Source organism: Priestia sp. HNGD-A6 (assembly GCF_045784335.1).
Taxonomy (GTDB): Bacteria; Bacillota; Bacilli; order Bacillales; family Bacillaceae_H; genus Priestia; species Priestia zanthoxyli.
Genome location: NZ_CP138621.1, coordinates 1439923 through 1464459 on the forward strand (window position 1 = coordinate 1439923; position 24537 = coordinate 1464459).

A 24537-nucleotide genomic window follows, 5' to 3' on the forward strand; every position below is an offset into this window, starting at 1 on the left:
TATTCTCTTTTCACCCAAAAGAATTTCTCCTTTTTTTTCTTTTTATTTTCTCTTTAAAATATCTTTGCAAATAGGTTAATAAGTGCTATAATTCTTTTGTTTTATGGGGATTTTCAAAACATAAAGAACTATAAAATAATAAGTAATAAGCAGTTTACAATTACTTGTATTTTTTTAACTAAAAATTGTATTTATATTATCAAACAGTAGTAAACATACGCGTTTCATTCATTTATATAATGGTTAAAATCAAGAAAACTGCGGAGTAGAATTTCTGTTGAATTTCTTTTGTAGAAAAAAGATCTCATATTTTAATATGTATAATTCAACAGCCATTAGTTTTTGGTATATAAAATTGAATGCTGTAATTTGATAAAAAAACAATCAAAGTCCCTCTAAGCTTTGCTTAGAGGGACTGACAATTTATGATAAAAGAGGTGTATAGCAAAGTTGTCTTCTCAATTTTCAACTCCATTATTTACTGGATTAGTTAATCACGCTAAGAAAAACCCAACACAATTCCATATCCCTGGACATAAAAAAGGAAATGGAATGGATCCTGAATTCCGCTCATTTATTGGCGATGATGCTTTATCCATTGATTTAATTAATATCGGTCCCCTTGATGATCTTCACCAGCCAAAAGGCATTATCAAACAAGCGCAGGATTTAGCTGCAGAAGCATTTGGTGCTGATCATACTTTTTTCTCTGTTCAAGGAACGAGCGGAGCAATTATGGCAATGGTTATGGCGACATGTGGACCTGGAGATAAAATTATCGTTCCTAGAAACGTGCATAAATCTGTTATGAGTGCGATTGTTTTTTCAGGAGCTACGCCTATTTTTATTCATCCTGAAATTGACGAAAATCTTGGCATTTCTCACGGTATTACATCAGACTCTGTAGAAAAAGCCTTAAAGCAGCACCCAGAAGCAAAAGCAGTGCTTGTTATCAATCCAACTTACTTTGGAATTTCCGGAGACCTTCGTAAAATCGTAGAAATTGCCCACTCGTATCAAGTGCCTGTACTTGTTGATGAAGCTCACGGCGTTCATATTCACTTCCATGATGATTTGCCTCTGTCTGCTATGCAGGCCGGTGCAGATATGGCAGCAACAAGCGTTCATAAATTAGGCGGTTCTATGACGCAAAGTTCCATTTTAAACATACGCGAAGGCTTAATTTCTCCAAAACGCGTACAGTCTATTTTAAGCATGCTGACAACAACATCAACCTCTTATCTGCTGCTGGCTTCTTTAGATGTTGCACGAAAACGTCTAGCTACAGAAGGAAAAGAGCTGGCTGAACGTGCAATTTCTCTTGCTGAAAAAGCACGAAAAGAAATTAATACAATTGAGCATATCCGATGTATAGGCAGAGAAATTTTAGGCACAAAAGCTACGTATGATTTAGACCCTACTAAATTAATTATTTCTGTTTCAGATTTAGGAATTACGGGCTATGACGTAGAAAAATGGATGCGTGAAGCTCATAATATCGAAGTGGAAATGTCTGACCTTTATAATATTCTATGTATTATCACGCCCGGAGATACAGAAGAAGATCTTTCACGTCTTGTCACAGCTCTGCGTGAGTTATCCGCAAAATTCCATAACCTTTCTGAGACAACGGCAAAACCGGCTATTTTATTACCTGATATTCCTGTATTGGCTTTAACACCTCGTGATGCTTTTTACGCTGAAACCGAAGTGGTACCTTTTCATGAGTCAGCAGGTCGTATTATTGCAGAATTTGTAATGGTCTATCCTCCTGGTATTCCTATTTTTATTCCTGGGGAAATCATCACTGAGGAAAATTTAACCTACATTGAAACAAACTTAGAGGCAGGTTTACCAGTGCAGGGTCCGGAAGATTTTGAATTAAAGACATTTCGTGTCATTAAAGAACATAAAGCAATTCAATAAAAAAAAGGTGCGGAATTCCGCACCTTTTTTTTATTGAATTAATCTAAATCTTCATCTGCTTTTTGACATTCTCCGCTTTTACATGTTGAGTATAATCGCGTCACTTTCTCATCTTCGAAATGATCAATTGTGCAGTTACATGTTTGACATACGATTGTTCCCATTTTGTAAACTCCCCTTTAACCGTCTTTTTTTGTAAGCGTTTTACAACTCTTGATATTATATTATTATGTCACATTAAATATGTCAACAACTAATTAGTATGTCACATTAAAAATATTTTTCTCATAAATGTTATATTTGTTTTTAAAAAACTGACCCCTTAGCATCATCTCTATTTATATAAAAAAACTATGTCTAATTTTATATCTATTTCGGCACTTTAAAATAATTACGAAAAATAAGAATTTGAGATCTTGCCTTTTTTTCTTACCAATAGGGTAGACATTTCATACAAACTTTACTAGAATGTATAACCATGTGGTTTCATGTATAGCTGAAAAGGCTATATGAAACACTATGTTATGTAAAATAGAATAGGAAAGGAGTGTTAATCGATGAAAAAACTGACTCCCGTTTTTATCATTTCGGTTATTATTGCTGCAGTATTTATCGTATGGGGTGTTATTCCCGAATCTGTGCTAGGAAGCGCGGGGCTTACACCTGTCACGTCGGCAATACATAGTTTTATCATCGAGAAATTTGGCTGGTATTACTTACTAGCAGCTACATTATTCTTAGTTTTTACGCTGTACTTAATTTTTTCGAAGTACGGAAACATCAAACTAGGGAAGCCTGACGAAAAACCTCAGTATGGTTATGTCTCATGGTTTGCCATGTTATTTAGTGCTGGTATGGGAATTGGTCTTGTATTTTGGGGTGTCTCAGAACCAATCAATCATTTTCATACTCCACCTTCTGGTGAAGGCGGTACAGCAGAATCAGCTCGTGCAGCTCTACGTTATTCGTTTTTCCACTGGGGTTTACATCCTTGGGCTATTTATTCCGTTCTTGCACTTGCCCTTGCATACTTTCAATTTAGAAAAGGTTACCCGTTCATCATCAGTAATATTTTACGTCCACTACTAGGAAAACGTGTGGATGGACCTCTTGGAACGGTCATAAACGTCATCGCCGTATTTGCAACTGTCTTTGGGGTAGCAACATCTCTAGGACTTGGCGCTATTCAAATTACTGGTGGAGCCTCTTACTTATCGCCAAGTATTGATAATAATTTCACGACTCAATTAATTGTTATTATTATCGTAACGTTCTTGTTCATGCTGTCAGCACAGACAGGTCTGAACAAAGGTATTAAGTATTTGAGTAACCTTAATATTGTTTTAGCTATTCTGTTAATGCTATTCTTGTTATTTGCAGGTCCAACCAACTTTATTATGGACTTATTCGTTACAACAATTGGCAGCTACATTCAAAACTTGCCGTCGATGAGTTTTCGATTGAGCCCGTTTGATAACAGCACCTGGGTTCGAGATTGGACAATTTTCTACTGGGCATGGTGGATCGCCTGGGCACCGTTCGTTGGTACGTTTATTGCTCGTATTTCACGAGGTAGAACCATTCGAGAATTTTTAATTGGTGTACTAGCTGTTCCGACCGTATTTGGCGGATTATGGTTTGCTGTATTCGGAGGTTCTGGGGTTTATTTAGACTTTTTTAAGGATCTTCCTGTTATGGATGTTATCAATAATAAAGGAACAGAAGTTGCTTTATTCTACGTACTTGAACAGTTTCCATTTGGTACGTTCATGTCCATTGTTGCTATTTGTTTAATTGCTACATTCTTCATTACATCAGCTGACTCAGCTACATTTGTTTTAGGAATGCAGACAACAAACGGTGATCTAAATCCTTCAGGCTCTATTAAGCTTACGTGGGGCTTAATTCAATCGTTAACAGCAATCATTCTGCTTTGGACAGGTGGTTTGGATGCGCTCCAAACAGCTGCGATTATAGCAGCACTTCCATTCTCAATTGTGCTGGTGCTAACGGTCTTCTCATTAATGAAAGCATTTAAAGAAGAAGGCGCGTTAAAAAGAGAAAACAAATCTGTGTAAGACAAAAAAAGCGTTAGCTTATATAAGCTAACGCTTTTTTTATGCACTCTTATGCCGTGCAAAATAAAATTAGTTGATAACATGTCAAGCAGATAGCTGACGTTGTGCCCGTCATCATAAGCGCCAGTCTTTTAGATTTGACGTTCATTTCTGCTATACCGTAAGCTAAATAAGCAAATACTAAAAATAAAATAATTTTAGATGTCAATTGATCACGTTTTGATAATAATTCAACCAGTGAATACCCCATCCAAATAACAATGTGCAAGCTCCAAACGAAATATGTCTTCATAGCTCCTTCGCCGCCTTTTCATTCGTTATTCAAAGAAGCAATTTTGTATCCAACTATAAGCAAAGCACGTCCCACTTCATATGTATGCATCTAGAGCTCATTTAAGACTGTCTCAGCGCTTTTTACACGTTTCTCCCAAAGGAATACTCATCAGCAACAAAAACTGTCTGACAAGCATCTGATACTTTATGAAAACCGTTTTTTTCAAAAAAAAGCTGATGCATATGCATCAGCTTTTTAAAAAAATTATTTTACAATGTGAATTGGGCTTCCAATAGCTACTTCAGCAGCTTCCATTGTGATTTCACCTAATGTTGGGTGAGCGTGAATTGTTAATGCGATATCTTCAGCTGTTACGCCAGCTTCGATAGCAAGACCAAGTTCAGCGATCATGTCAGATGCGCTAGGTCCAGCGATTTGAGCACCAACAACTACTCCGTCTTCTTTACGAGTGATAAGCTTCAAGAAGCCTTCTGCAGCGTTAAGTGCAAGCGCACGTCCGTTAGCAGCGAATGGGAATTTAGAAGCTTTAACAGCTAATCCTTCTTCTTTCGCTTGTGCTTCAGTATAACCTACAGATGCAAGCTCAGGCTCAGAGAATACAACTGCTGGAATTCCTAAGTAGTCAATTTCAGCAGGTTCGCCAGCGATTACTTCAGCTGCGATTTTACCTTCGTAAGAAGCTTTGTGTGCAAGTGGTGGTCCAGTTACGATATCACCAATTGCAAAGATGTTGCTTACAGATGTACGAGTTTGGTTATCGATTTCGATAAGACCACGGTCAGTCATTTTAACGCCAACTTGCTCAAGACCAAGCTCATCAGTGTTAGGTCGGCGACCTACAGTAACTAATACGTAGTCAGCATCGATTACTTTTGACTCTCCGCCTACTTCAAACGTAACTTGTACGCCGTCAGCAGTTTCTTCAACACCTTTAGCCATTGCTTTTGTATAGATTTCAACGTTTCCTTTTTTCTTAAGGTTACGTTTAACAAGAGAGCTCATTTGTTTTTCAAAACCAGCTAGAATTTCATCAGCAGCTTCTACAAATGTAACTTCTGTACCGAAGTTAGCAAAAGCAGTACCAAGCTCAGTACCGATGTAACCTCCGCCGATTACAACTAATTTTTTAGGAACTTCTTTAAGCGCTAATGCACCTGTAGAGTTGATTACGCGCTCAGAGAATTTGAATCCAGGGATCTCGATTGGACGAGAACCAGTTGCAAGGATTGCATTTTTGAATTTGTACGTTTGTGCTGAATTTTCATCCATTACACGTACAGTTTCGCTGTCAACGAAGTAAGCTTCACCTTTTACGATGTCAACTTTGTTACCTTTAAGAAGGCCTTCAACACCGCCAGTAAGTTTGTTTACAACGCCGTTTTTGAATTCTTGAACTTTAGAGAAATCAACTGTTACGTTCTCAGCGATAATCCCCATGTCTTCAGAATGTTTAGCATGTTCGAAACGGTGACCTGCAGCGATTAATGCTTTTGAAGGAATACAACCAACGTTTAAGCATACGCCTCCAAGATTACCTTTTTCTACGATTGTAACTTTTTGACCTAATTGAGCTGCACGAATTGCTGCAACGTAGCCACCAGGGCCAGCACCAATGACAAGAGTATCAGTTTCGATTGGGAAATCTCCTACTACCATTTATTACGCCTCCATTAATAATAATTCTGGATCATTTAATAAACGCTTGATTTGGTTAAGAGCGTTTTGAGCTGTTGCGCCATCGATAATACGGTGGTCAAAGCTTAGTGATAATGCTAATACTGGAGCAATTACAATTTCACCGTCGCGTACAACTGGTTTTTCAGCGATACGTCCGATACCTAGAATTGCAACTTCTGGGTGGTTGATAACTGGAGTAAACCACTGTCCACCAGCAGAACCGATGTTTGTGATTGTACAAGAAGCGCCTTTCATTTCAGCAGGAGCTAATTTACCATCACGTGCTTTTCCAGCAAGGTCGTTAATTTGATCCGAAATTTCGAATACAGATTTACGATCAGCATTTTTCACAACTGGTACTAAAAGACCTTTTTCAGTGTCAGCAGCGATACCGATGTTGTAGTAATGTTTTTGAATTACTTCATCTGTAGAATCATCAATTGAAGTGTTAAGAGCTGGGAACTTCTTAAGTGCTGAAGTTAACGCTTTTACCACGTAAGGTAAGAATGTCAATTTAATACCTTGATCTGCTGCAACTGTTTTGAATTTTTTACGATGAGCAACAAGAGCTGTTACATCGATTTCATCCATTAATGTTACGTGTGGAGCAGTGTGTTTAGAGTTAACCATAGCTTTTGCGATTGCACGACGGATACCGCTCATTTTCTCGCGAGTTTCTGGTAAGTCGCCTTCAGGAATAGCTTGTGCTGCAGCTGCTTTTGGTTCAGCTGAAGCAGTTTCCTCTTTAGCTGGAGCTTCAGCAGTTGCTGTAGCTGTAGAACCACCAGATAAGAAGCTATCGATGTCATCTTTAACAATACGTCCGTTTTTACCTGAACCAGGAACAGCTTTAATGTCTATACCTTTTTCACGAGCATATTTGCGCACTGAAGGCATAGCAATTACTTTACGGTTAGGATCAACATCAGCTTGTGCTGCAGGAGCTGTTGCTTCTTCAGTCACTTCTTCAGTTGAAGCTTCTTCTTTAGCTTCTTCTGCTGGTGCATCATCATGATCGTCACCTTTGAATTTTAAGTCTTCGTATCCAGGAGCATCAAAAGTAACGATAACTTGTCCTACAGTAGCTACTGTACCTTCGTCAACTTTTACTTCTAATACTTTACCTTTTACAGGAGATGGGATTTCAACAACAGCTTTGTCATTTTGTACTTCTGCTAGTACATCATCCTCATCAATTTCATCTCCAGCTTTTACGAACCATTTTACAATTTCACCTTCGTGGATACCTTCACCGATATCCGGCAGTTTAAATTCAAATGCCACGTGTCTTCACCCTCCTAGTTAGTTGCGTTCAATTTGTTAGTGTTTATTTTATCTAAGACAGAAATCAGCACAAAGCTGATTTCTATCACAGTAAAATGCTAATTAAAATTCAAGTACTTTCTTAGCTGTTTCAACGATGTCTTTGTGGTCTGGTAACCATACGCCCTCAGCTTGAGAGAATGGGAACACAGTATCCGGTGCTGTTACACGTAATACTGGTGCTTCTAAGCTTAAGATTGCACGATCGTTAATTTCAGCTACAACGTTAGCTGCGATACCAGCTTGTTTTTGAGCTTCTTGAACTACTACTACGCGACCAGTTTTTTCAACTGATGCAAGAATTGTATCGATATCTAAAGGTTGAACTGTACGTAAGTCCACTACTTCAGCAGAGATACCTTCTTTTTCTAGTTCTTCAGCTGCTTTTAATGATGAGTGTACCATTGCACCGTAAGCGATAAGCGTTACGTCTGTACCTTCACGTTTCACATCAGCTGTACCTAAGTCAATAGTGTATGATTCTTCAGGTACTTCTTGACGGAATGAACGGTAAAGCTTCATGTGCTCTAAGTATACAACCGGATCGTTATCACGGATTGATGAAATTAAAAGACCTTTTGCATCGTATGGAGTTGAAGGAATTACAACTTTTAGACCAGGTTGAGATGCTACGATACCTTCTAAGCTATCAGCGTGAAGTTCTGGTGTATGAACGCCTCCACCAAATGGTGAACGGAATGTGATTGGTGCATTCCAGCGACCGCCAGAACGGTAGCGCATACGTGCAGCTTGACCTGATACAGAATCAAGTACTTCGTATACGAAACCAAAGAATTGAATTTCAGGAACCGGACGGAAACCTTGAGTCGATAGACCCACAGCAAGACCACCGATACCAGATTCAGCTAATGGCGTATCGAATACGCGATCTTCGCCGAATTCTTGTTGAAGACCTTCAGTCGCACGGAATACTCCACCGTTTACGCCAACGTCTTCACCAAAAACTAATACGTTTTCGTCGTTTTTCATTTCTGTGCGTAACGCATCAGTAATCGCTTGAATCATTGTCATTTGCGCCATGGCTTACTTCGACTCCTTCTCTTTGTAGATTTCATATTGCTCTTGTAAGTTTGAAGGCATAGTTTCGTACATGATTTCCATTAAATCTGTAACTTTTTGTTTTGGATAATCGTCAGCCTTCTTAATAGCTTGTTTGATATCTTCTTTAGCTTGCTCGATTACTTTGTTTTCTTCTTCTTCATTCCAGATGCCTTTAGCTTCTAAGAATTTACGGAAGCGAACAAGTGGATCTTTCTTTTCCCACTCAGTGTCAAGCTCAGCTGTACGATAACGAGTTGGATCGTCACCAGCCATTGTATGTGGACCATAACGGTAAGTTAATGTTTCAATTAAAGTTGGACCTTCACCGTTTACTGCACGCTCACGAGCTTCGCTTACTGCAACGTATACTGCTAGTGCATCCATACCGTCTACTTGAACGCCTGGGATACCAACAGCCGCTGCTTTTTGAGCGATTGTACGTGCTGCAGATTGCTTTTCAACTGGTGTTGAAATTGCAAAGCGGTTGTTTTGTACAACAAAGATTGCTGGAGCTTTGAATGCACCTGCGAAGTTCATACCTTCGTAGAAGTCACCTTGTGAAGCTCCGCCGTCACCTGTATAAGTGATCGCTACTGCTTTTTTACCGCGCTTTTTAAGACCTAGTGCCACACCAGCAGTTTGCACGATTTGTGCACCGATGATGATTTGTGGAGAAAGTACATCTACACCTTCTGGCGCTTGGTTACCGTGGAAATGACCACGAGAGAATAAGAACGCTTGATATAGTGGAAGACCATGCCAAATTAACTGAGGCACATCACGGTACCCAGGTAAAATGAAGTCTTCTTTTTCTAATGCGAAATGTGAAGCGATTTGAGAAGCTTCTTGCCCAGCAGTTGGTGCATAGAAACCTAAACGACCTTGACGGTTCAATGAAATTGAACGTTGATCAAGAATACGAGTGTATACCATGCGAGTCATTAACTCTTTTAATTTTTCGTCAGATAAATCTGGCAACGCTGATTTATTTACTACTTCGCCCTCTTCATTAAGAATTTGGAACGTTTGGTACTGCTCAGCGATTTTATCAAGTTGCTTTGATACATCAATAATAGCCTTTTTAGTTTTAGCAGCCATCTAAGTCACCTCTTCCTTTCATTTAAGCCGTATAAATTCATTTTACTAATCAAACAAACATACACGCTTTTAGAATGTCCCAAATGGACAAGTAAAAGTCATATTTTGTCGAGTAGCTTTTTGAATTCGCTAATCCTTAACATTCCTATGTATTCCCCAGCGAATCCTGTGCAAACATTTACGTAAAAGGAAAGTTTAAGCGAAACGAGCGTTTCGTTAAACTGTATTAATTATTTTGCAAAAATGATTAATACAACACTTACTACGCTACCTAGTTTACAATACACTAAAACAGTTCGTCAATGCATTTACATCAAGAAATTACGCTTTTTTAGTTTGTGAAATAAAACACATAAAAAAGACATGCTGTACTATTACACAGATACAAACTGTATTATATGTTTTATAATAACCTTCTCTTTTTTTACGTCTGCACATCTCCTATCTTGCCACAAATAAACGATTTTTTAAAACAATAACCTTTTGTAATTTTTACTTGAATCGTGTCGAAACTCTTTCTTTATTTCAGAAAACCTTCCTTTTCAGCCAAAAAAAAAGACCTGTAAACTTCACAGGTCTTCTTATTTATCCTCGCTATTTTTCACCTTTAACTTCGTTTTGTTATAAAAATCTTCTTTGGCTTTGTTATAGTCAGCTGTTAGTGTGTTAAACGTTTCTTTTTTCTTTTCAACTTCTTTATAAGTAGCATTGATCGAAGCGATTTGTGTTTCAAGATTCTCTAATTTCACATTGTCTTTTTCAAAGAGCGTATATAGCTGACGATCTAATTCAATGGAATGAAGATAGGCATCATGTAAGGACTGGTAGGCCTTATAACGCTTCTTCATTAACGAAGATAGTTCAAGCGCCTCTTCTTTTGCTTTGCCGTCCTCTAGCTTTTGGATCTTTGGCTCTGTCGCTTCAAACTGTTTTTGCGAAGCGCTGATGCTTTTTTCTTCTTTTTGTAATTTATTTTCACGCTCATCTAATAACTGCTGCGCTTTTTGTGCTTTATTTTTTATTTTCTTTTTATCTTTAATCCCTAGCTCAATAATTTGGTCGTATATCGCATTTTCTTGCTGTTCTAAATCAGCTAACGGTTTTTGCTGATCAGCAAATTGCTTTTCTTGTGCTACCACTTTTTCTAATCCATTATATACCTCAAGTTCAGGCGATGAGCCCTCTGCACAGCCTGCTAGTGACATAGCAGCAATGCCAATAACTATATATCTTCCGACGCATTTCATATTTGGTAAATCCTCCCTTATTCATGGGTCATTATACAATTTTTGTAGGAAATTAGCAATTTATCTACACCCTTTTTCCACCTTTTAATATATTATACTAACCCAATCGTGAAAAAAAGGGAGCTTATTACTTTTTACCTTGGGATTGATAACTACGGGAGGTTACATTATGTTGGGTTATGGTGGATATGGCTGCGGCGGTTCTAATAAAGGTTTCGTGTTATTAATCGTACTGTTCATTTTATTAGTTATTATCGGCTGCAGCTGTGGCGGCTGGTAATTATACAATAAAAGCGGCTAACTGCCGCTTTTATTTTTTCTTATGCATGTTTTTCCAAATGTTTGATACATATAATTAGTAGAAACATTTATGTGGTCAAGGTCGAGGTAATGACTTTTTTATACGGATTTGGTACACTTTATACCTATAAAATAGCCTAGGGAGATGTGAAAGTTGATTACAATGAACGATATTATCCAAGACGGACACCCAACGCTGCGAGAAGTAGCAAAAGAAGTACCGTTACCTGCTTCTGAAGAAGACAAAAAGATTTTACATAGCTTATTAGAATATGTGAAAAACAGCCAAGACCCTGAAATTGCTGCTAAATATGGACTGCGATCTGGTATCGGACTTGCCGCTCCTCAAATTAATGTATCAAAACGAATGATTGGGGTACACGTTACGGATGAAAAAGGTAAGCTATACAGCTATGCATTATTTAACCCTAAGATCATTAGCCACTCCGTTGAAAAGACATATCTTACAGGCGGCGAAGGCTGCTTGTCTGTCGATCAAGATATCCCAGGATTTGTTCCTCGATATGCACGCATCACAGTAAAAGGCACAACGCTTGAAGGCGAAGAAGTAAAGATTCGTTTGAAAGGCCTTCCTGCTGTCGTATTTCAGCACGAAATTGATCATTTAGACGGAATTATGTTTTATGATTACATTAATAAAGAACATCCATTTCAAGAACCTGAAAATGCTTTTCCATACGAACGCTAAAAAACGCGAGCCAGAGCTCGCGTTTTTTCTTATTTTAATAATCCCACTAGCTCTAATCCGTGGAGAATGCCATCTTCTGCTACATCTTTTGTAACAAGATCAGCCACTTCTTTCACGACTTCTTCCGCATTTCCCATCGCTACGCCATTTCCGACAAATTCAAGCATTTCGATATCGTTTAAGCCGTCTCCGAATGCATATACATCTTTTTTGTCAAAGCCAAGTTTTTCGATCATGGTCTCAATCCCTCGCGCTTTTGATCCACCTTTTGGCAGAATATCAGTTGAAAATTCATGCCAGCGAATAAAATCAAATTTCTTAAATGTTTCTTCATAAGGAGCTTCTTCTCCCGCTGTGCAGAATAAGAGGGATTGATAAATTTCACGCCCTTTGAAATAAGCAGGATCATGGTGAGGGTGGGTAAATCCAATTTTCAGCGTGCTGATGCTGGATTCGATATAGTCATGAAATTCAATGTTTGATTTCATATCTTCATGATCCATGTATACGACAGGGTGATCATGCTCAACAGCAAAAGCTGTTAAATCCTGAAGCTCTTCTTTATTTAACGGGTTTTTGTAAAGAACTTCTCCATTTAAGACAATGTACTGACCATTAAAGCTAATATATGTTTGAATATCCAACTCTTCACGCAGATCTTTAAACATAAAAGGAGCCCTTCCAGTTGCAATTGCCACTTCATGCCCCTGCTCTTTTAACAGCTGGACAGCTTTTTTTGTAGAAGTAGGCAGTTTTTTATCATGATCCAACAACGTTCCATCAATATCAAAAAAAATAATCTTTCGTTCCACGTTTATCACCTTATTTTTTATAATTTTTTATCTCTTTGTTAAGCCTTTCCAATTATATCAAACAAGTACTGATTTCTCTATAAATGGACGCCCCTATTTACAATTTTTCCATATTTAACCACGAGAAACCTCTCCCTTTTCATCATATAATAAAAGTACAGAGAGAGACAGGCAGGTATTGCAAAAAACAAAGGAGCTGAAAAATCATGTTAAAAGATTTTCGAAAAAGGCTGCTAAAACGCTGGAATGAATTATTGCGTAAAAAAACGATGGCATAATCGATTTTTTTAGGGCTTTCTGTTGTAAAATTTGCAGAGTGTGTGTCTGCATCGTACAATGGAATAGCCCTTATTTTTTATACGCCCGGAAAATATAGTCTTGTATCCGTTTCCTATTAATATTATTCTATAATTAATTGACTTGTTATATTTAGATGACTAAAATGTAGTGAAAGCAAGTTTCTTTAGAAAATACATGAAATACATACACATTTTATAATATAATAAAATAAGTTATTTGAATTTCGGAATTAAGGAGAGATTTTTGTTATGATTTTTAAAGTTTATTTTCAAGAAAAAATGAGTGAAGTAGCTGTACGTGAAAATACAAAAACAGTGTATGTGAACGCAGATTCTGAGCGTGACGTTCGTAAAAAGTTAAAAGCGCGTTCAATTAATATTGAGTTTGTTCAAGCAGTGACTGGAGACTATCTAGAATATGAACAACAGCATGAAGATTTTAAAGTATTGGAGATATGATGAAAATGAAATTTGTAAAAAATAATCAAACGGCAGTTTTCGCCCTGGGTGGACTAGGCGAAATCGGTAAAAATACGTATGCCGTACAGTTTCAAGATGAAATTATTCTTATTGATGCAGGAATTAAATTCCCTGAAGATGAGCTTTTAGGAATTGACTACGTTATTCCTGACTACAGTTATTTAGTAAAAAATGCAGATAAAATCCGTGGCCTTTTCGTTACACATGGTCATGAAGATCACATCGGCGGAATTCCTTACTTATTAAGAGAATTAAACATTCCTATTTATGCAGGGAAATTAGCCCTTGGACTTCTTCGCAACAAATTAGACGAGCACGGGTTGCTTCGTACAGCTCAGCTTCATGAAATTACTGAAGATGACGTAATTAAATTCCGTAAAACATCGGTAACGTTCTTCCGCACAACTCACAGTATTCCTGATTCTTACGGAATTGTGGTAAAAACACCAAACGGACAAATCGTACATACAGGAGATTTCAAGTTTGATTTTACACCAGTGGGCGAACCGGCTAACTTAACAAAAATGGCTGAAATCGGTAAAGAAGGCGTTCTATGCTTGCTTTCAGACAGTACAAACAGTGAAATTCCTAACTTTACGATGTCTGAGCGCCGCGTAGGTGACAGCATTCATGACATTTTCCGTAAAGTAGACGGCCGTATTATTTTTGCAACGTTTGCTTCAAATATTCACCGCTTACAGCAAGTAGTGGAAGCAGCCGTATTGCATAACCGCAAAGTTGCTGTATTCGGACGCAGTATGGAAGCAGCTATTGAGATTGGCCAACAGCTTGGATATATTTCATGTCCAAAAGATACGTTCATTGAGCCTTCTCAAATTAACCGAATTCCAGCTAACCGCGTGACTATTTTATGTACAGGCAGCCAAGGTGAACCGATGGCAGCGCTATCTAGAATTGCAAATGGTACTCACCGCCAAATTCAAATTATTCCTGGAGATACGGTTGTATTCTCATCTTCACCTATTCCAGGAAATACAGTAAGTGTTAGCAAAACAATTGATATGCTATTCCGTGCAGGAGCAGAGGTTATTCACGGTGCTCTAAACGATATTCATACTTCTGGACACGGCGGACAGGAAGAGCAAAAATTAATGCTTCGTTTGATGAAACCAAAATACTTTATGCCAATTCACGGTGAGTATCGCATGCAGAAGATGCACATCAAACTTGCAACAGACTGTGGAGTTCCTGAAGAAAACTGCTTCATTATGGATAATGGAGAGGTGCTAGCTTTAAGCGACAGTGAAGCTTCAGTAGCAGGAAAAATCCCTTCAGGCTCTGTATATATTGACGGAAGCGGAATTGGTGACATTGGAAATATCGTACTTCGTGACCGCCGTATTTTATCTGAAGAAGGACTTGTTATTGTCGTTGTAAGCATCAATATGAAAGACTTCAAGATCGCTGCTGGTCCAGACATTATCTCTCGTGGTTTTGTTTATATGCGCGAATCTGGCGACTTAATTAATGATGCACAGTCCCTCATTACAAAACACTTGAACAAAGTGATGGAACGTCGTACGTCACAATGGTCTGAGATTAAAAATGAAATCACAGACACATTGGCTCCATTCCTTTACGAAAAAACAAAGCGCCGTCCAATGATTTTACCAATCATTATGGAGGTTTAATAAAAGAAAAAGAGCAGATGCAATTGCATCTGCTCTTTTTTATTAGGAACTGGCAAATTTATTTTCGAAGCGGTTGATATCTGCGTCTGCTCCAATAACAATTAACACGTCTCCTTCTTGTATCGTTTCGGACGCCTGAGGAGAAACGATGATATCTCGATCACGCTTAATGGCTACAATGTTAATACCATATTTCGCACGAATGTCTAACTCAATCAGCGTATTGCCAGCCATTCTTTTGCTTGCTACTAATTCGACAATGCTGTGTTCTTCAGATAGCTCCAAATAATCCAGCACGCTGTTTGAAATCATGTTATTGGCAATTCTTCGTCCCATATCTCGTTCGGGATGCACGATAAAATTGGCGCCAATTTTTGATAATACTTTGGCATGATAATCATTTTGCGCTTTTACCGTTATTTTTTCAACGCCCAGCTCTTTTAGTATAAGGGTCGTCAAAATACTTGCCTGAATATTGTCGCCAATAGCTACGATAACGTGATCAAAATTACGAATTCCTAAACTTTTTAGAACCCCTTCATCCATTGAATCGCCTACTACTGCATGCGAAGCAACGTTAGCATACTCATTTACCTTTTCTTCATCAATGTCAATCGCCAGAACTTCCATTCCTTGATCGCTTAATGTTTTACAAATACTTCCACCAAATCTACCTAATCCGATGACTGCAAATTCTTTTTTCATTTGAATTCCTCCATTATGTACAGGAAAAAATCTGAACTACCGTTATTTTACCACAATTCTTTTGTATCAACCTCATTTTCCCGTTAACAACGCTTATATGTCTTTACTATTTCTCATAGAAAAACAGAAGGATCAGCTCCTTCTGTTTTTTAAGCTGTAGCATGGGTTTGAACAAGGTAATAATATACGCCTTTTTGCTGCATAAGTTCCCCGTGATTGCCTGTTTCAATAATGCTTCCGTGGTCTAACACAATGATGTTATCTGCTTCTCGTATAGTCGATAGCCGATGAGCAATCATGATGGCCGTTCTGTTATTTAACAGCGTTTTAAGCGCTTGTTGAATCTTCACTTCTGTTTCTGTATCGATGCTTGCTGTCGCTTCATCTAAAATGATAATACGAGGATCAGCCAACAGCGTTCGAGCAAATGAAATCAATTGACGCTCTCCCACCGATAAAACGTTTCCTCGCTCTTCTACTTCCGTATCATAGCCTTTTTTCAGACGCTTTATAAAATCTGCAGCCCCTACCGCTTCTGCGGCCTTAATCACTTCATCATCGGTAGCATCCGGTTTTCCAAACCGAATATTCTCCGTGATGGTTCCTGAAAAAATAAAGGTTTCTTGCAGCACAATACTAATTTGTGCTCGTAAACTCGCTAACGTAATATCTTGAATAGGCATATTATCAATTAAAATCTGCCCTTTGTTCACATCATAAAAACGTGTGATTAAATTAGCAATGGACGTTTTTCCAGATCCAGTATGCCCCACTAAAGCAACCGTCTGTCCTTCTTTTATTTCAATTGATACGTTGTTTAGAGCTTTACGCTTCCCATCATAAGAAAATGAGACGTGCTTGAACTCAACTTTCCCCTTCATATTCTCTAAAGACGTAGCGGTTTCCAAATCTGCGACGAGAGGTTTTTCATCTAGAAATTCAAAAATGCGCTCGGATGAAGCCATTCCCATTAATAATTGATTGTACACTTGCCCTAAACGAGAAATCGGTTCCCAAAACATCCCGAGATAAAAAGCAAATGATACAAAAATACCAATTGTTAGCCGCTCATCTTGAATAAGTGCAGCACCGAACCAAATTAAAATGGCCGTTCCGACAGCATTTGTGAGTTCTACAAACGGTCGAAACATGGCATTTTTTCGAGTAGCTTGCCTCCAGCTCTCGTAATTTTCACTGTTTATGCGATCAAAAAACAGCATATTTTCTTGTTCTTGAGCAAATGATTGAGTAACGCGAATGCCTTGAATACTCTCATTTAAATGTGAATTTAATACTGACTGCTTCATACGAACAACTTGCCATGACCGGCGGATTCTTCTTCTCAGCTTTGTAGAAATCAAAAACATAATCGGTAAAATGACTAAAACAGCACATGTCAAAGCAGGACTGAGAGAAAATAATATAACCACAATTCCCACTAACAATAAGAGGTCCATAAATAGGTTAACTACCCCGTTGGTAAATAAATCTTGAAGAGAGTTAATATCATTCATAATCCTTACAAGAATAGAGCCTCCTGAACGCGTATCAAAAAACCGGTGCGACAGCCCTTGAACATGCGTAAATAAATGTTTTCTTAAATCATATATCACGTGCTGCCCGAGTTGATTCATCCATTTAATCCGAAAGACATTCGCAATATAAGATAGGATATACAAGCTAAAAATGATGAAAACTAACTGCATGAGCAGCGTGCTATTCTTATCTTTTACAGCATGATCAAGCGTATAGACACCTATCAAAATAGGAATAGCGAGTCTAATGACCGTCGTGATAATGACCATAAGAAACGAGAAAGGAAGCAAGTTTTTTCGATATGGATGAAGATAACGAAACAAGCGGGCCATTTGCTTCCAGTTAAACGTCTTATCAATGATTTGATCTGTTTGATAATAAAAGCGCTCTCGCACAACTTTATTTTTTTCGCCTGCCATTCTATTCCTCCCTTGTTATACGTTCATCACCGACGTACTGCTTTCATATTGAATGTCGTAAATGTTTTTATAAATCCCTTGCTTTTGAATGAGCGTTTCGTGGCTTCCTCTCTCTTTTATACGACCTTCATGTAAGACCAAGATTTCATCGGCATGTCGCAAAGAAGAAAGGCGGTGCGCGATAATAAACGTCGTACGATTTTTCATCACTTCTTTTAAAGCCAATTGAATTTCTCTTTCTGTTTTCATATCAACGGCACTGGTGGCATCATCTAATACTAGAATACTAGGATTTAAGATAAGCGCTCGTGCAATCGCAATACGCTGCTTTTGCCCGCCTGATAACCCCAGTCCTCTCTCTCCCAGCATCGTATCATATCCATCTGGAAGCTCCATAATAAAATCATGCGCCTGCGCTCGTTTTGCAGCATCAATAATGTCTTCTCTAGAAATACCCGGCACGCCATAAGAGATGTTGGTTCCTATGCTGCTTGAGAACAAAAACGTTTCTTGAAGTACAAAGCTAATTTCTTTCCGAAGAACAGAGAGCGGATACTCTTTAATCGGACGATGGTTAACTAAGATCTGTCCTGAAGTCGGTTCATAAAACCTCGTGAGCAGCTGTGTTAAGCTTGTTTTGCCGGCTCCAGTTGCACCGATTAAACCTACTACTTTCCCTTTAGAAGCAGAAAACGATATGTTCTCAAGCGATTTTTTATCCTCGTTTGGATAGGATAAGCTAACATGCTGAAACTCGACCGTTCCATTAATAGAGAAACTTCCGGCATGCTCATGGACTTTTTCTTCTTCTTCTAAAATTTCTAGCAGCCTTTCACCTGAAGCTTTAGACTGTGAAAACATATTGATAACAAACCCTAGATTCATAATCGGCCACATTAAATAAGAGGTTAAGCTAAAGAAAGCAACAAGCTCTCCAGGACGTACGCTTCCGTTCATAACAAGCGCTCCTCCGTAAGCAAGGAGACCAACAATAGATAAATTCCCTATAAACTCCATTAAGGGGAAATAAGTTGCCCACACATTCGCTGTTTCAATGTTTCGATTTTTATAAACTCCGTTGGAATCGTTAAATTTAGAGGTTTGAAATTTTTCTCTTGATAATGATTTGACCGTCTGTATGCCGCTTATATTTTCTTGAACATTTGTATTAAGTTCTCCAAACGATTGGCGAATTAAGCGAAACGCTGGATGAACGCGTTTATCAAAACGATAAACAGCTACCCCCAAAAAAGGCAGCAGGCAAATTGTGACAAGAGTGAGTGAAATAGAGTAATAGAACATAACGGAAAAGCTGGCAGTAAGTAAAATGACGAAGCGAATTAATTCTGAGAAGCCAAAAGATAGAAAAAAACGAAATCCTTCTACATCAGCTGTCAACCTGGACATCAAGTCCCCTGTTTTAGCATTGTCATAATAAGAAAACGGTAAATACTGAAGTTTGCGGTAAAGTTTATTGCGAAGAGTATACACGGACTTAATTCCAAATAAGTCGCCGTAATATTGCTGAATATATGTAAAGATTCCTTTGATGATCATCAGTCCAATAAAAATAAATGCTACATTATCGACTAGCTGATATTGTTTTCCTAACACGATATGATCAATCGTATATTGCAGCACAATAGGGTAAATCACAGTGATGGAGGTTACAAATAACAAGCAAATAGCAGAATAAAAAAAGTACATTCGGTACGGCAAATAAAAATCTTTTAGTTTTTTAAACGTTCCCATATACCCCGTCCTTTCCCTTAGCTAAGATGTGGCACACATATTTAAATATATCGGTTCCCGAAATAAATTACCATAATTTTTAGATATTTTTTCAAAAAAAGGTAAATAGTCATAAAAAAGAGGTTGGGATATAGCTAAATGAATTCCATCTAAAGACGAAACTATTCACTCAAACAAAAAAACGAACCACTAATCAAACATATTGATCAATGGTTCGTTTTTCACTTGGTCTAAAATACTTTTGTCCCAGCTTCTTTTTTTATTGTTTTTCCACTGCATGTCCGCCGAACTCATTGCGAAGAGCGGCAACTACTTTACCTGTAAACGTATCATCTTCAAGTGAGCGATAGCGCATCATTAAAGATAAAGCAATAACTGGCGTTGGCACTTGTAAATCTAAAGCTGATTCAACCGTCCATTTCCCTTCACCGGAAGAATGCATAACTCCTTTAATACTGTCAAGTTTTGCATCTTTTGAAAATGCACGTTCCATTAATTCGATTAACCATGAGCGAATAACAGAGCCATTGTTCCATACGCGGGCTACAGCTTCGTAGTCATAGTCAAATTCACTTTTCTCTAACACATCAAAACCTTCAGCAATTGCTTGCATCATGCCGTACTCAATTCCGTTATGAACCATTTTCAAGAAGTGACCGCTTCCTGCTGCACCTGAATAGAGGTAGCCATTTTCTACGTTGATGTCGCGGAAAATAGGTTCGATTGTAGCAAATGCTTCTTTATCTCCGCCAATCATCATACAAGCGCCGTTTCGGGCACCTTCCATTCCGCCGCTCGTTCCAACATCGAAGTAGTGAATTCCTTTTTCAGCAGAAGCTGCAGCACGTCGTACGGAATCTTTATACTTAGAATTACCGCCTTCGATAATCATATCTCCTTCTTCAAGTAATTCTTGAAGCTCAGAAATTACTTTTTCTGTGAGCTCTCCGGCTGGAACCATTACCCAAGCAATGCGTGGTTTTTCTAATTTGCTTACTAATTCTTGAATGGAAGAAGCGCCTTCTGCTCCCTTTTCTGATACTTTCTGTACGGCTTCGTTGTTCACATCGAATGCTACCACAGAATGGTTATGATCTAGTAAATTCAATACTAAGTTTGCTCCCATTTTCCCTAAGCCAATCATACCTAATTTCATATGTAAATTACCTCCAATAGTAAGTTTCGTATCATGTTGTTAGTGTTAGTATGGTGTAAACTCACAAGAAAAAATCCACATTTTTATATTTCCTTTATCAGTTACTTCCTACACACAAAAAAGAAAAACATTCGATGCAAGTTCTACTAAGCATCGAATGCTTTTCACCTGTTACAACTGCCTGTATTTATTCGTTCTCACCTAATACACGATTCACGCGCTTTTCAAGCATTTTCATACCGCTTCCACCAGCTTGGAAGTGGCGTAGCTGACCTGTTTTGTCAAATACATAATATGCCGGTACATATTGATTTTCAAATGCATCCGTTAATTTATGTTCACTGTCTACAAAAATTGGCTGCGTAATATCGTGTTCTGCTGCTACTTCTTTAATTTTTGTTAAGTCTAAATCATCTTCAGAGCGCGGCATATGAACGGCTACTACGTTTAGTTGTTCTTTGTATTGGTCGCGAAATTCATTTACTTGAGGCATTGCTTCTTTACATAGATGACAGCTTACTGACCAAAAATGAATAAGCGTTGGCTTTTCGCCAATTAGCTGCTCTTTTGTAACCTCTCCGTTTAACCATTCTGTAGCGCCCGTTAACTCAGGCATTGGCTGACGTAATTTCATGAATAAAAGCCTCCCTTGTTTTCACTATTATTGACTATATGTTCTTTATTATCCGATGAAAAAAAGGCCTAACGTGGACGTTAGACCTTTTAAACGTTGTGCTTACGCGTTTAAAGTAGCTTGACCTGGTTTCCAGTTAGCTGGGCAAAGTCCGCCAGTTTGTAACGCTTGAAGAACACGTAAAGTTTCATCAACGTCACGGCCAATATTGTTGTGGTTTACAACTGAATATTGTAATTCGCCTTCTGGGCTGATGATGAATAAACCGCGAAGTGCTACACCTTCTTCTTCAATTAAAACGCCGTACTCACGAGAAACAACGTGATTTGTATCAGCTGCTAATGGATATTTAAGATCACCTAAACCATTATCTTTACGATCAGTGTTGATCCAAGCTAAGTGTGTATGGATTGTGTCTGTAGAAACACCGATTACTTCTGCGTCAAGATCTTCAAACTCATCATAACGGTCAGAAAGTGCAGTGATTTCTGTTGGACATACAAATGTAAAGTCCATTGGATAGAAGAATAATACTGTCCATTTGTCATTTTTAATATTTTCTTCTAAGCTAACTTTACCGAATTCTTTGTTTGATAATACAGCTTCCATTTCAAAGCGTGGAGCTTGTTTACCTACCATACGTTCTGGCATACATGATCCCTCCAAATAATTATTAAATGAGAAAATGTATAAAACATTCTCACTTATGTACTGTTATAACGGTTTTCATTATAATGGATATTGTTTTTTTAGTCAATATTAATTAAGAATGAATTTAAACAACATCTTATAATGGTAACATAGTTGTTATGCCCGCCTTTAGGGCAAATTAAACCCTGACTTCAGCAAAAAAATGCTATAAAAGGGTTGCATTTATTTACCTTCTCAGTTTAGCATGTCTAATATCGGGAATAAACAAATGTGCTCATACTCTTACAAAATCTTTTCCACAGAATACATTCCCACTTATTAATATTGAAACAGAACATAGGAAGGATGAACAACGAATGTTTAAGATGCAAGACATCAACTGGGAACAGCTTCTTACCAATGCTGGAGTTATTGTGTTAAAACTTATTGCCATTACCATTGTATTTTTACTTGTACGAGCAATTGGTAAAAAAGTTATTGAGCGTTCCTTTGAAAAAATGAGTGAGCGCGAAAATACTACGCGCGGACGCATGCTCACACTCAAAAGTTTAACCGTTAATGTGTTTTCATATGTACTTATTTTTATTTTTGTCGTCATGCTGCTTGAAGCAGTAAATATCCATGCGACAGCTCTATTAGCCGGTGCCGGAGTTGTGGGTCTAGCAATCGGGTTCGGTGCTCAAGGACTAGTTAGCGACGTTGTAACAGGTTTCTTTTTACTTCTTGAAAAACAGCTGGATGTTGACGACTATGTAACAACCGGAAGTTTTTCAGGAATTGTCGAATCAGTAGGTCTGCGTACTACTCAAATTCGCGGATTTGATGGAACTTTACACTATGTGCCTAACCGTGAAATTACAAGCTTAAGCAATCATTCCCGAGGCAATATGCGCGCGTTGATTGATATTGGCATTTCGTATGATGATGATATTGACAAAGCAATTTCCGTACTAGAAAAAGTATGTGAGCGCGTTGCTGCAACAAATGAAAACATTGTAGAAGGACCAAGCGTGATAGGAGTTCAAGGTCTAGGCGCATCGGACGTTGTGCTTCGTGTAGTTGGCAAAGCTAAAAACGGTGAGCAGTGGGGGGTTGAACGTCAGCTTCGCAAAGAGTTTAAAGAAGCATTTGACGCAAACGGTATTGATATTCCGTTCCCTCATCAAGTAAATATTGATAAAAAGCAGCCTGAAGATGCCAAGCAGCCTCAGCATGCATAAAAATAGCCGAAGGATTTATTCCTTCGGCTTTCTTTTATCCTTGTACCTTGTTGCCTACTTGCTGACAAATTTCTTCTGCCGTTAATCCGCTAGCTGTAATAACTGAGCCTTGCGTTACTGCATCAGAAATCCCCATTACGTTTGAATCCTGCCCTGTTACAACACAGCAATCGCACCCTTGTGCATCACTTTCGTTGCGTAATTGTACCACTTCATGTCCGAGCTGCTGAAGTGCAGCCTGTACATCTGTTAAACCGTATTCTACACCAATTCGTGCCATCGTTGCCCACCTCCTCATGGTATTAATTTAGCCATAAGGAAAAATGATTATACGATTTATTGATTGCCTTTATGTTCAAAATATTTTGTAATAAGTGAAATCGCCGTATCTATTGCGCCTTCATGAGGCTGCAGCTTTGCATGATGAAGCCCATATTCAGACTGAACGCCAAGCCAAAACATAAATCCAGGAATATCTTTTAGCATATAGCCAAAATCTTCTCCCGTCATTGCTTCTTTGCATTCAATGACATCCACGTCGGTTTGCGCTTTGGCAAATTCCATAAACTCTCGCGTGACTTCATGGTGATTATATACTTGATGATACATACATCCATAATCAATGGCTGTTTCACACTGATACCCTACTTCTACTCCTTTAACAATCGCTTCAATTCGTTCTTTAACACGCGTCATTGATTCAGGAGATAGCGTGCGAATGGTCCCTTCTATGCGAGCTCGCTCCGCAATAATATTTTGAACCGTCCCCCCTTGAATTTTTCCTACTGTAATTACAGCGCTGTCTAGCGGATCAACGTTGCGAGCAACAATCGTTTGAAGCTGTGAAACGAGCTGACATGCAGCGACTACCATATCATTTGTTGTATGTGGATAAGCAGCATGCCCGCCTTTTCCTTTTAAATCAATAAATAGCTCAGACGTGTTAGCAAATAGTAACCCTTCCTTCAGTGCAATCGACCCAACCGGATATTCAGGAGCTACGTGAAGGGCAAAGATGAAATCTGGAAGCCATTCTTTCATGATATCGCTTTGGAGCATTGGCTGTGCTCCTCCTGGACCTTCTTCTGCCGGCTGAAAGATGAACAGTACGTTATCTTTGATTTCATGCTGAGCAAAGTAAGTCAGTACGCCTAGCCCAATGGCCATATGCATATCATGTCCGCAGGCATGCATGAGTCCTTCATGCTGTGATTGAAAAGAATAATTCGTTTCTTCCGTGATAGGAAGACCGTCAATATCTGCTCGGTAGCCTATTGTTTTAGTTGGGTTTGTACCATGTACTTTAACAAAGAGTCCCGTTTTCCACGTCTTTACTTCTAAGCGCTCTTGCGGAAGAGTGTTAATATAATCAAGCAAAAAACGCTGTGTTTTCACCTCTTGAAACCCTAATTCAGGAATTTTATGTAGCTCTCTTCTTATTTTCACAAATTCATTTTCAGCCATGTGTATGTCCTCCTCACGAAATAAAGAAGAAAGCGTGGTTGC

Annotated in this window: 23 protein-coding genes; 7 read left to right on the forward strand and 16 right to left on the reverse strand. The window is 38.4% G+C overall.

The window, feature by feature from the left end; genetic code table 11:
* Positions 1-450: 450 nt before the first annotated feature.
* Positions 451-1926: an aminotransferase class I/II-fold pyridoxal phosphate-dependent enzyme gene (locus SCI76_RS07350; protein ID WP_028414107.1), complete on the forward strand. Its 1476-nt coding sequence runs from the start codon at positions 451-453 to the stop codon at positions 1924-1926.
* A 38-nt stretch (positions 1927-1964) separates the two neighbouring features.
* Here the strand turns inward: SCI76_RS07350 and SCI76_RS07355 are convergent, their stop codons facing one another.
* The gene (locus tag SCI76_RS07355; RefSeq protein ID WP_013056059.1) at positions 1965-2090 is read right to left on the reverse strand and encodes a GapA-binding peptide SR1P; all 126 of its coding nucleotides are present in this window, start codon (positions 2088-2090) and stop codon (positions 1965-1967) included.
* A gap of 393 nt (positions 2091-2483) precedes the next feature.
* Between SCI76_RS07355 and SCI76_RS07360 the strand changes: the two genes are divergently transcribed.
* The gene (locus SCI76_RS07360) at positions 2484-4004 is read left to right on the forward strand and encodes a BCCT family transporter (protein ID WP_407545112.1); all 1521 of its coding nucleotides are present in this window, start codon (positions 2484-2486) and stop codon (positions 4002-4004) included.
* A gap of 49 nt (positions 4005-4053) precedes the next feature.
* On the opposite strand, the gene SCI76_RS07365 is transcribed toward SCI76_RS07360, so the two are convergent.
* The 6 genes from SCI76_RS07365 to SCI76_RS07390 all read right to left on the reverse strand — a co-directional run bounded on the left by SCI76_RS07365 (position 4054) and on the right by SCI76_RS07390 (position 10706).
* A complete protein-coding gene (locus tag SCI76_RS07365) occupies positions 4054-4296 on the reverse strand; it encodes a hypothetical protein (protein WP_033578408.1) in 243 nt (80 codons plus the stop codon).
* Positions 4297-4542: 246 nt separating this feature from the next.
* Complete coding sequence (lpdA, locus tag SCI76_RS07370) at positions 4543-5955, reverse strand: dihydrolipoyl dehydrogenase (RefSeq protein WP_013082295.1); 1413 nt, start codon at positions 5953-5955, stop codon at positions 4543-4545.
* Positions 5956-5958: 3 nt separating this feature from the next.
* Positions 5959-7260, reverse strand: a complete 1302-nt coding sequence (locus tag SCI76_RS07375; protein ID WP_028414110.1) for a dihydrolipoamide acetyltransferase family protein — start codon at positions 7258-7260, stop codon at positions 5959-5961.
* Between the two features lie 102 nt (positions 7261-7362).
* The gene (locus SCI76_RS07380; RefSeq protein WP_013056055.1) at positions 7363-8340 is read right to left on the reverse strand and encodes an alpha-ketoacid dehydrogenase subunit beta; all 978 of its coding nucleotides are present in this window, start codon (positions 8338-8340) and stop codon (positions 7363-7365) included.
* A gap of 3 nt (positions 8341-8343) precedes the next feature.
* Positions 8344-9459, reverse strand: coding sequence for a pyruvate dehydrogenase (acetyl-transferring) E1 component subunit alpha (pdhA, locus tag SCI76_RS07385; protein WP_013056054.1), 1116 nt, complete (start codon positions 9457-9459; stop codon positions 8344-8346).
* 581 nt (positions 9460-10040) lie between these two features.
* Positions 10041-10706, reverse strand: a complete 666-nt coding sequence (locus tag SCI76_RS07390; RefSeq protein ID WP_028407940.1) for a YkyA family protein — start codon at positions 10704-10706, stop codon at positions 10041-10043.
* 169 nt (positions 10707-10875) lie between these two features.
* On the opposite strand from SCI76_RS07390, the gene SCI76_RS07395 reads away from it, so the two are divergent.
* The gene (locus tag SCI76_RS07395) at positions 10876-10986 is read left to right on the forward strand and encodes a YjcZ family sporulation protein (RefSeq protein WP_016763434.1); all 111 of its coding nucleotides are present in this window, start codon (positions 10876-10878) and stop codon (positions 10984-10986) included.
* A 174-nt stretch (positions 10987-11160) separates the two neighbouring features.
* A complete protein-coding gene (gene def / locus SCI76_RS07400; RefSeq protein ID WP_028414111.1) occupies positions 11161-11715 on the forward strand; it encodes a peptide deformylase in 555 nt (184 codons plus the stop codon).
* Between the two features lie 29 nt (positions 11716-11744).
* Here the strand turns inward: def and SCI76_RS07405 are convergent, their stop codons facing one another.
* A complete protein-coding gene (locus tag SCI76_RS07405; protein WP_407545113.1) occupies positions 11745-12527 on the reverse strand; it encodes a Cof-type HAD-IIB family hydrolase in 783 nt (260 codons plus the stop codon).
* 548 nt (positions 12528-13075) lie between these two features.
* Between SCI76_RS07405 and SCI76_RS07410 the strand changes: the two genes are divergently transcribed.
* Positions 13076-13285 carry a DNA-dependent RNA polymerase subunit epsilon gene (locus SCI76_RS07410; protein WP_013056049.1) on the forward strand — a complete coding sequence of 70 codons (210 nt, stop codon included), beginning with the start codon at positions 13076-13078 and terminating at the stop codon, positions 13283-13285.
* 5 nt (positions 13286-13290) lie between these two features.
* Entirely contained in the window at positions 13291-14958 is a 1668-nt protein-coding gene (gene rnjA, locus SCI76_RS07415) for a ribonuclease J1 (protein WP_013056048.1), read from the forward strand.
* A 42-nt stretch (positions 14959-15000) separates the two neighbouring features.
* Here the strand turns inward: rnjA and SCI76_RS07420 are convergent, their stop codons facing one another.
* From SCI76_RS07420 to SCI76_RS07445, 6 genes are all read right to left on the reverse strand, one after another.
* Complete coding sequence (locus SCI76_RS07420; RefSeq protein ID WP_028414113.1) at positions 15001-15663, reverse strand: TrkA family potassium uptake protein; 663 nt, start codon at positions 15661-15663, stop codon at positions 15001-15003.
* Between the two features lie 149 nt (positions 15664-15812).
* Positions 15813-17618 carry an ABC transporter ATP-binding protein gene (locus SCI76_RS07425; RefSeq protein WP_028414114.1) on the reverse strand — a complete coding sequence of 602 codons (1806 nt, stop codon included), beginning with the start codon at positions 17616-17618 and terminating at the stop codon, positions 15813-15815.
* Between the two features lie 15 nt (positions 17619-17633).
* Positions 17634-19370, reverse strand: a complete 1737-nt coding sequence (locus SCI76_RS07430; protein ID WP_033578405.1) for an ABC transporter ATP-binding protein — start codon at positions 19368-19370, stop codon at positions 17634-17636.
* Between the two features lie 259 nt (positions 19371-19629).
* A complete protein-coding gene (gnd, locus tag SCI76_RS07435) occupies positions 19630-20526 on the reverse strand; it encodes a phosphogluconate dehydrogenase (NAD(+)-dependent, decarboxylating) (RefSeq protein ID WP_025749395.1) in 897 nt (298 codons plus the stop codon).
* A gap of 187 nt (positions 20527-20713) precedes the next feature.
* Positions 20714-21160 carry a redoxin domain-containing protein gene (locus SCI76_RS07440; protein WP_028414116.1) on the reverse strand — a complete coding sequence of 149 codons (447 nt, stop codon included), beginning with the start codon at positions 21158-21160 and terminating at the stop codon, positions 20714-20716.
* A 102-nt stretch (positions 21161-21262) separates the two neighbouring features.
* On the reverse strand, positions 21263-21811 hold the full coding sequence (locus SCI76_RS07445; protein ID WP_014461006.1) for a peroxiredoxin: 549 nt from the start codon (positions 21809-21811) through the stop codon (positions 21263-21265).
* Between the two features lie 356 nt (positions 21812-22167).
* Here SCI76_RS07445 and SCI76_RS07450 point away from each other — a divergent pair, with 356 nt between their 5' ends.
* Complete coding sequence (locus tag SCI76_RS07450; protein ID WP_014461007.1) at positions 22168-23031, forward strand: mechanosensitive ion channel family protein; 864 nt, start codon at positions 22168-22170, stop codon at positions 23029-23031.
* A 34-nt stretch (positions 23032-23065) separates the two neighbouring features.
* Here the strand turns inward: SCI76_RS07450 and SCI76_RS07455 are convergent, their stop codons facing one another.
* Positions 23066-23311, reverse strand: a complete 246-nt coding sequence (locus SCI76_RS07455) for a YkuS family protein (protein WP_013056040.1) — start codon at positions 23309-23311, stop codon at positions 23066-23068.
* Positions 23312-23367: 56 nt separating this feature from the next.
* Entirely contained in the window at positions 23368-24495 is a 1128-nt protein-coding gene (locus tag SCI76_RS07460) for an N-acetyldiaminopimelate deacetylase (protein ID WP_014461009.1), read from the reverse strand.
* Between the last annotated feature and the right edge of the window lie 42 nt (positions 24496-24537).

Excerpts from the sequence above, each read along its gene's own strand:
- SCI76_RS07420 (WP_028414113.1), bottom strand. The coding sequence starts at position 15,663 with ATGAAAAAAGAATTTGCAGTCATCGGATTAGGTAGATTTGGTGGAAGT.
- SCI76_RS07455 (WP_013056040.1), bottom strand. The coding sequence starts at position 23,311 with ATGGCACGAATTGGTGTAGAATACGGTTTAACAGATGTACAGGCTGCA.
- SCI76_RS07445 (WP_014461006.1), bottom strand. The coding sequence starts at position 21,811 with ATGCCAGAACGTATGGTAGGTAAACAAGCTCCACGCTTTGAAATGGAA.
- SCI76_RS07395 (WP_016763434.1), top strand. The coding sequence starts at position 10,876 with ATGTTGGGTTATGGTGGATATGGCTGCGGCGGTTCTAATAAAGGTTTC.
- lpdA (WP_013082295.1), bottom strand. The coding sequence starts at position 5,955 with ATGGTAGTAGGAGATTTCCCAATCGAAACTGATACTCTTGTCATTGGT.
- SCI76_RS07355 (WP_013056059.1), bottom strand. The coding sequence starts at position 2,090 with ATGGGAACAATCGTATGTCAAACATGTAACTGCACAATTGATCATTTC.
- gnd (WP_025749395.1), bottom strand. The coding sequence starts at position 20,526 with ATGAAATTAGGTATGATTGGCTTAGGGAAAATGGGAGCAAACTTAGTA.
- SCI76_RS07430 (WP_033578405.1), bottom strand. The coding sequence starts at position 19,370 with ATGGGAACGTTTAAAAAACTAAAAGATTTTTATTTGCCGTACCGAATG.
- SCI76_RS07450 (WP_014461007.1), top strand. The coding sequence starts at position 22,168 with ATGTTTAAGATGCAAGACATCAACTGGGAACAGCTTCTTACCAATGCT.
- SCI76_RS07425 (WP_028414114.1), bottom strand. The coding sequence starts at position 17,618 with ATGGCAGGCGAAAAAAATAAAGTTGTGCGAGAGCGCTTTTATTATCAA.
- SCI76_RS07365 (WP_033578408.1), bottom strand. The coding sequence starts at position 4,296 with ATGAAGACATATTTCGTTTGGAGCTTGCACATTGTTATTTGGATGGGG.
- SCI76_RS07460 (WP_014461009.1), bottom strand. The coding sequence starts at position 24,495 with ATGGCTGAAAATGAATTTGTGAAAATAAGAAGAGAGCTACATAAAATT.
- SCI76_RS07410 (WP_013056049.1), top strand. The coding sequence starts at position 13,076 with ATGATTTTTAAAGTTTATTTTCAAGAAAAAATGAGTGAAGTAGCTGTA.
- SCI76_RS07440 (WP_028414116.1), bottom strand. The coding sequence starts at position 21,160 with ATGAAATTACGTCAGCCAATGCCTGAGTTAACGGGCGCTACAGAATGG.
- pdhA (WP_013056054.1), bottom strand. The coding sequence starts at position 9,459 with ATGGCTGCTAAAACTAAAAAGGCTATTATTGATGTATCAAAGCAACTT.
- SCI76_RS07380 (WP_013056055.1), bottom strand. The coding sequence starts at position 8,340 with ATGGCGCAAATGACAATGATTCAAGCGATTACTGATGCGTTACGCACA.
- rnjA (WP_013056048.1), top strand. The coding sequence starts at position 13,291 with ATGAAATTTGTAAAAAATAATCAAACGGCAGTTTTCGCCCTGGGTGGA.
- SCI76_RS07360 (WP_407545112.1), top strand. The coding sequence starts at position 2,484 with ATGAAAAAACTGACTCCCGTTTTTATCATTTCGGTTATTATTGCTGCA.
- SCI76_RS07390 (WP_028407940.1), bottom strand. The coding sequence starts at position 10,706 with ATGAAATGCGTCGGAAGATATATAGTTATTGGCATTGCTGCTATGTCA.